Consider the following 5,375-nt stretch of genomic DNA (forward strand, 5'->3'; position numbering starts at 1 on the left):
AAATGAGTGTTTGATGAGAAAAGCAAACTCTGGATTTAAAATGACTATCGGAATTAGCCTTAGAAACTATAAGAATAACAGTATTCCCTACATAGTAAGTCTGCTTTTCGTAATCTTTATAGAATGGACATTTAGAATACTGTCTCTATAGCAAAATAAAAAGCAGTTGTGTAAAGCTCCTTTCATAGAGCTTCACACAACTGCCTCTGTACAAGAGGGTTCTAACCTTACTTATTAACTCAACACGTTAATCTGAAGTGTTTTACGTCCCCACGCCTGAGCTTGGGCTGTAGTAGGAAAGTGGACATCGATAATATTCCCCACAATCGCGCCTCCTGTATCTCCCGCAATCGCTATACCATATCCCGGTACTTCAACCATCGTTCCTAAAGGAATCACAGAAGGATCTACAGCGATGCACATAGGGTTCAGATGGAGGTTTATGCCCGTTGCCGTAATAAATCCTAGTCCATTATCTGAAGCGTAAGCTGTAGCTGAAACGATTAATGAATGAGCTCCGCCGCCCGATGGCGTCATTATAGAATTGCTCTCATCAGAAACTTCTGAATCTACTGTCCTATCGACTGAAAGGGAATCTATTTTTGATTTTCCTGAATCTCTATTGAGCGTTGCAGCCTTTATACGCATTTCATCAAGGATACTCTGATTATCTGTCACCTTGTTTTTGAGTAGAGCTATGCTTTCCTCAAGTTTTTCTACCTGCTTCTCATAATCCGTTTGAGCTGCTTCCAACTCAGTTTTTGCTTTAAGAAGCGAGTGTTTCATTCTCTCTAAGTTTTGCTGAGTATCAACCAAGGACTTGGCTTGGGCATCTTCTGCATGTAAGATAAGCCTTAAGTTCGTCAGCGCTTGCACAGCTTCGTGAAAATCTGCTGCGTTGAGCACTATATCAAGAACTGAAGGAAAAACGCCGCCGCGCTCCTGCATTGCACGCATTTGACCCGCTACAGTTTCCTTTAAAGAATTATATTTTTCTTCGGTTTTCTCAATCTCTGTATTCAAATGTTCAATCTTTTCCTGAGTTGCTTTGAGTTCAGTTTGTGAATCATTTGCTTTGGTATAAATTGCATTCGCCTGAGAAAGTTCTGCATTGAGTTGCCTTTGAAAGTTTTCGATTTTTGCATCTATCGAACTTTCATCAGCTTGCACAGCTGGTAAGCCTAAAGTAAGCATGCCAACCGATAAAACCAGTATAGCTGCTTGCTTTTTCCAATTTTTCTTTTTCATATTTTACCATTCTAACACAAAAGTAGTTCAGAAAGATTTCATATGCTTTACATGTGGTTATTTAAACTTAATATAAAACGCTTTTATTAACACTTCATCTCTTGACTTTTTAGAATTCTTATATGAAGCAGAAAAAAGTTCGTGGTCTGCTACATTTTTTGCATATTAACATTCTTTTTGTGAAAGTAGTCAAGATCTAATCAAAGTGTACAAATAAAAATACTCAAAATAGCTTTCTTCGCTATCATGAGCATTTTTCTGTTTTTTAAGACAGCTGTACCAACTTCTGTCCTTTGTTAACGGATTTCAGCATTGAGTTTTTCTACAAGATTTTTTGTAATTTTAGCCATAGCTCTGGCAATTTCTTCTTCTGTCATTGTATTTTCACGACTTTGGAAGGTCAAGCTATAGGCCATTGACTTCTTGCCTTCTGGTAAGTTATCACCTTGATAGATATCGAAGAGCTCTACTTTACTCAAGCTTCTCACTTTGCTTGATGTAATCACTTCTACGATGTCAGCATGTGTTTTGTCTCTATCAACAAGCATAGCAATATCACGGTTTACAGCTTGTACTTTTGGAATATCGACAAAAACCGTTTGGGCTGGAGCAAGCTCAAGCATCGCTTCCAAGTCAAGGGAAGCCACGTAAGTTTCCTTAATATCATAAGCTTTTGCTGTTGCAGGGTGTACTTGTCCAACAAAACCAACTTGACGATTGCCCACTAAAACTCGCGCTGTGCGCCCTGGATGCATTTCTTTGATATCTGAGTCGGCTTCAAAGGAAAGATTTTCATAGCCTGCCAAAAGCTGTTCAACAATGGCTTTTGCATGATAAAAGTCAACGGCTACAGCTGCTGAATTATAGGTTTTGTCCTCTACATTTCCAGAGATGGCAAAGGCAAGATGAGGAATTTCTAAAGGACGGGAATCTTCTGAATCTGATGCAAGGAAAATGTTGCCTATCTCATAGATGGCTACATCTGCATTTTTACGGTTCTGGTTATAATTGATGATATCCAAAAGTCCTGGAATTTGGCTAATCCGTAATGTTTGACGATCTTCGGTCATTGGCAAGAGTAATGAAGTTGTTGGTTTTTGCCCATTAACAAATTCCCGAGCTTTTTCAGAGCTTGTCAATGAGTAGCCAATAACTTCCGAAAGTCCGGCAGCTTCAACGTTGGTGCGTACTTTTCGGCGTAATTTCTGCATAGCTGTTAACTCTCCAACTGTAGCTCCTGCAGGCAAGGTACTTGGCAAGTTGTCATACCCATAAATTCGTGCGATTTCTTCAACAATATCTGCTTCAATCTTGATATCCCACCGACGTGATGGGATTTGAATATGGAATTCGCCCTTGTTTTCTTGGGTTTCAAATCCAAGTTGCGCTAAAATTTCTAACACTTTCTCCACTGTAAGATTTGTTCCAAGAGAAGCATTGATACGTTCTAAAGTAGTTTTAACCTCTTGAGGTTCTGGCATAAAGTCGTTTGACTCAACCACACCAGAAAGAACTTCACCACCAGCAAGCTCTTGAATCATTGCGGCTGCAAAATCCAAAGCTTCACGGACTGTGCCTTGATTAATTCCTTTTTCAAAGCGGCTTGATGATTCTGAACGTAGTGCAAACTTGTGCGATGTTTTCCGGATTGATGTGCCATTGAAAAGCGCAGCCTCCAAAGCAACATTTGTGGTTTGCTCTGTGATTTCGCTATCCAGCCCTCCCATGACACCACCAAGTGCTACTGGTTTTCCGTTGGCTGTGATGACTATGTCTTCTCTGCTGAGCTCACGCTCTTGCTCATCAAGGGTCACAATCTTTTCACCGTCTTGCGCTTGACGCACCAAGATTTCGTCTGCACCAAATTTGTCAAAATCAAAAGCATGCAATGGCTGTCCATAATACATCAAGACATAATTCGTTACGTCAACGACATTATTTATTGGACGAATACCCGCATTCATCAGTGTATTTTGGAGCCAAAGCGGAGATGGGGCGATCTTTACATTTTCAATTATACGAATTTTATAGGTTGGTACTTGTTCTGTACTTGTCTCTACCTTTACAGCAATTTTATCTGTAGCTTTTCTGTCAACCTCTGTTAGTTTTTTATCTTCAAAATTAACTGTTTTGCCGTAGATAGCTGCTACTTCATAGGCCACACCGCGCATAGACATCGCATCTGCACGATTTGCCAAGATATCTGGCTCAATGATTTCATCATCCAAGTCAAGATAAGGAAGGACACTGTCGCCAACCACAGCGTCTTCAGGCAGGATATAGATACCTTCCTCGTGTTTCATCGGATTTACAGACTCCGGAATACCGATTTCATCAAGTGCACAAAGCATCCCTAGTGAAACAATACCTCGGATTTTTCCTTTTTTAATTTTATAATTATCGGCAATGCGTGCTCCCACGAGCGCAGTGATTGCTTTAATTCCTGCTTTTACGTTTGGCGCACCACAAACGATTTGAAGAGGTTCTTCTTCACCAACATCAACTTGGCAAATATGAAGATGAGTGTCCGGTACATCTTCACAGGTTAATACTTCACCGACTACTATTTTTGATAAACCCTCTCCCGGTACTGTGACACCCTCAATTTCAATACCAGACAAGGACATTTTTTCTGCCAAATCTGTGACAGGAATGTCATCAATGCCGTTGACTAATTTTTTTAACCATTTGTATGATACTAACATTTTACTTTTCCTTTTATTCTGCTTACTTCTGTGTTCAGTTCTGAAATTATTTTCCAAATTGTTCTAAGAAACGCAAATCGCCTTGGTAGAATCCTCGAATATCATTGATACCATAACGTAGCATTGCGATGCGTTCTTGCCCCATACCAAAGGCAAATCCAGAATATTCTTTACTGTCAATGCCACTCATCTCTAAGACGTTCGGATGGACCATGCCGGCACCGAGAATTTCGATCCATCCGGTGTGTTTGCAGACGTTACATCCCTTGCCGCCGCATTTAAAACAGCTCACATCCACTTCAACTGAAGGCTCAGTAAACGGGAAATAGGAAGGACGGAGACGGATTTCACGATTGGCACCAAACATCTTTTGTATAACAAATTCAAGGGTGCCTTTAAGGTCAGCCATCGTGATATTTTTATCCACAACCAGTCCTTCAACTTGGTGAAATTGGTGGCTGTGTGTCGCATCATCTGTATCACGACGGTAAACGCGACCTGGCGCTATCATACGGAGACCGCCTTTATTAAAGTCATGCTTATCCATGGTACGCGCCTGCATAGGTGAGGTGTGGGTACGCAGTAAGACCTCATTTGTGATATAAAAACTATCTTGCATATCACGCGCAGGATGATCTTTGGGAAGATTCATGCGTTCAAAGTTATAGTGGTCTGTTTCAACTTCATAGCCATCAACAATTTCATAGCCCATACCTAAGAAGATTTCTTCTATCTCTTCTGCTGTCTGAGTCAAAATATGACGTGTTCCTTTTTTCAAAGCAGCCCCTGGTAAAGTGACATCCAAAGTTTCAGCGCTCAAAGCTGCATTTAGCGCTCTCTCTTCAAGCTCTGCCTTTTTCTCTTCCAGTTTCGCTCCAAATTCATCACGGAAAGCATTGGCTAAAGCGCCAATAACAGGACGTTCTTCATTTGTGAGCTCTTTCATTCCTTTGAGAATTTCTGTCAATTCTCCTTTTTTACCCATGATAGCTGTGCGCAGATCATTTAACATTCTTTCTTCAACGGCAGCTGTCAAGTTGTCCAAGGCCTGCTCTCGCAAAGCTTCAATTTTCTCTTGTAAGTTCATTCTTTCTCCTCATGTACTCTTGCGGTGATTATAAAAAGACCACGGTTTTCTCCCCTACTAATTAAGGAGCGAAAACCGCGGTACCATCCCATTTTATCACTTAGTTAAAGCTTCTTTTAAATTTAGAATGAGGTGAACTTCAATCACTTTCCCGTGTGGTGATTTTCAGTCAACGACACCACTCCCTCAAACGTTTCAGTAATCTACTCTTCTCATTCTTGCTATGTACTTATTTTAGCAGATTTCTTTGATTTGTCAATTTTTAATACGCTGCTCTCATTGTGCCTAAAGGCACTAAGGAGAGGCGACAATTCTTATATGAATTGCCTTAGCGT

Annotated in this window: 3 protein-coding genes; all 3 read right to left on the minus strand. The window is 40.6% G+C overall.

Annotated elements, in window-relative coordinates; genetic code table 11:
- Positions 1–234: 234 nt before the first annotated feature.
- Positions 235–1,248, minus strand: coding sequence for a 3D domain-containing protein (locus B4H39_RS06245; RefSeq protein ID WP_251422907.1), 1,014 nt, complete (start codon positions 1,246–1,248; stop codon positions 235–237).
- A gap of 296 nt (positions 1,249–1,544) precedes the next feature.
- A complete protein-coding gene (pheT, locus tag B4H39_RS06250) occupies positions 1,545–3,953 on the minus strand; it encodes a phenylalanine--tRNA ligase subunit beta (RefSeq protein WP_251422910.1) in 2,409 nt (802 codons plus the stop codon).
- A 46-nt stretch (positions 3,954–3,999) separates the two neighbouring features.
- Positions 4,000–5,040 carry a phenylalanine--tRNA ligase subunit alpha gene (gene pheS, locus B4H39_RS06255; protein ID WP_251422915.1) on the minus strand — a complete coding sequence of 347 codons (1,041 nt, stop codon included), beginning with the start codon at positions 5,038–5,040 and terminating at the stop codon, positions 4,000–4,002.
- Between the last annotated feature and the right edge of the window lie 335 nt (positions 5,041–5,375).

This window comes from Lactococcus sp. UBA7128 (assembly GCF_002492185.1).
Taxonomy (GTDB): domain Bacteria; phylum Bacillota; class Bacilli; order Lactobacillales; family Streptococcaceae; genus Lactococcus; species Lactococcus muris.